This is a genomic window from Actinoplanes couchii, from assembly GCF_016862075.1.
Lineage (GTDB): Bacteria > Actinomycetota > Actinomycetes > Mycobacteriales > Micromonosporaceae > Actinoplanes > Actinoplanes couchii.
On sequence record NZ_BOMG01000174.1, the window covers coordinates 1 to 2,209 of the forward strand.

General features: G+C 66.5%; 2 protein-coding genes. Both read right to left on the reverse strand.

Annotated features, from left to right (window positions below; all coding sequences use genetic code 11):
* Positions 1–60: 60 nt before the first annotated feature.
* The gene (gene istB, locus Aco03nite_RS52310) at positions 61–879 is read right to left on the reverse strand and encodes an IS21-like element helper ATPase IstB (protein WP_203810744.1); all 819 of its coding nucleotides are present in this window, start codon (positions 877–879) and stop codon (positions 61–63) included.
* Positions 879–2,135, reverse strand: a complete 1,257-nt coding sequence (gene istA / locus Aco03nite_RS52315; protein WP_203810746.1) for an IS21 family transposase — start codon at positions 2,133–2,135, stop codon at positions 879–881. Before istA ends, istB begins: the two co-directional genes overlap by 1 nt.
* Positions 2,136–2,209 lie beyond the last annotated feature (74 nt).

Genomic DNA, 2,209 nt, shown 5'->3' on the forward strand with positions numbered 1-2,209 from the left:
GTCAGCGCTTTCTGAAATCTGACCCTCTGTGGGTTCGGGAAAGTTGACCCCGACCTGCGGTTATGAGCGTTTGGTGCGTGTTTCTCTGGCGAGGAGTTCGCGTCGGTGGCGGGTTCGGTAGGAGTCGCCGGTGAGGGTGAGGACCTCGGCATGGTGGACGAGGCGGTCGATCATCGCGGCGGCGACGATGTCGTCGGCGAAGGTCTCGCCCCAGCGGCCGAACGGCAGGTTCGAGGTGACCATGATCGAGGCTTGTTCGTAGCGTGAGGCGATAAGCTGGAAGAACAGGTTGGCCGCGTCTTGATCGAACGGGATGTAACCCACCTCGTCGACCACGATCAGTTTGTAGCGGCGGATCTTCTTCAGTTCCGCGTCGAGGCGGCCTGCCTGATGCGCGGTGGTTAGCCGGGTGATCCAGTTGCTGGCGGTATCGAACAGCACCGAGTAGCCCGCGTGGGCGGCCTTGATGGCCAGGCCGATGGCCAGGTGGGTCTTGCCGATCCCGGGCGGCCCCAGCAGGAGCACATTCTCCGCCTTGGCGACGAACGTGCCGGTGGCCAGATGCGCCAGCACGTCGCGGCGTAGCGACGGCAGGTGGTCGAGGTTAAAGTCCTCCAAGGTCTTGACCTGCGGGAAGTGGGCGGTGCGGATACGCATCGTGGTGCCTTTGGACTCCCGGTCGGCGACCTGGCGTTGCAGGACCGCGGCCAGGTACTCCTCGTGCGACCAGTTCTCCTCGCGGGCCTGGACGGCCAACTCCTCCCAGAACGCGCCGATGGTGGGTGTCTTCAGGACCCGGGTCAGATAGCCGAGCAGGGACGGGAGCCCGTCTCCAGACGCGGCCCGGGCTGGTGTTCTGTTCTTCGTCGCTGTGCTCACTACTGGTTACTCGCTTCCGATGATGGGTTGAAATCGACGCCGAACAGGGCGTCGTAGTCCGGCAGTGCCCGCATACTCACGGCGTGACCGTCGGCGTGGTAGCGGGTCGCCGCCTCTCGTCTGCGTCGTTGCTCGGCGAACTCTCGCCGCAGAACGGCGGCGGTCTGCTTGTGACCGGGGTCGGTGACCACGGCCTGCTTGGCCCAGCACCGCTGATGCCAGGCGACAAGCTGACCGTCACAATGGATGGCGACGGTGTCCAAGGTGGCGGTCACGTCGACGAACCGGCCGATCGCCCGCGGATCGACCGAGTAGTCCACGGTGTCGATCCGCACGTAGTAGTCACGCCCGAGCCGCACCCGTTCACGCAGCCCGATCACCGGCGCCGACGGCGGCAGGACCAGCAACGACGGATACTCGAGCTCCAGCATGTCGACCGGCCTGCCCTGAATCGAGCGGACCGTGCGGGCGTTGGCGAACGGCAGCCACTCCGCGAGCTGGGCGTTGAAATCGCCTGGCGAAGCGAACGTGCGGCCCGGCAGGAACGAGGTCTCCAGGAACCCGTTGCAGCGTTCGACCATGCCCTTGAACTCCGCGTCCCGCGGCGGCGCCAACTGAATCCTCGTGGCGAGGGTTCCGGCGAACGTCGCCGCCGGGACACTGACCCGGCCGGTCCCGCCGATCGCTGATTCCCGGTCCCACAACAGTGTGCTGGTCACCCGGCCGACGCCCTGGATCAGCAGCCACATCCCGGCCAGGATGTCACCGGCCTGCCGCGACGGGATCATCACCGCGGTCATGAACCGGGAGAATGCGAGGGTCATCACCAGCACCGGCAGCATCCGCTCCTGCCCGGCCGCGACCGGGATCCGCGGTTCCGGAAACCACAGGTCGCACTGCGTCAGCCGGCCCGGTTCATAGACCACCCGGTCCACCGGATCCACACCCGCGTACTCCGGCCGGATCCGGGTGAGCAGCTTCTTCAACGGGCTCAGCGAGTACGGCCAGCCGACCCTGCGAGCGATCTCCGGAGCCGGCATCCGCGGCCACTCGACCAGCAACGCCCGCACCCGAGCCTCGAACGCATCCGTCACCGAACCCCGCGGCGCCCGCTCGTACTTCGGCGGCCGGTCCGAGGCCAACGCCGACCGCACCGTGTTCCGGGCGATCTTCAACCGTCGAGCGATCTCCTTGATGGGCACGCCCTCGGCTCGATGCAGCCGACGGATCTCAGCCCAGTCCTCCACCTTCAGCACCCCTTCCAAGATCAAGGAGGAAGGGGGTTAACTTTCCCGGATCCCTACGGGGTCACTCTTCAGGAAGCTACGAC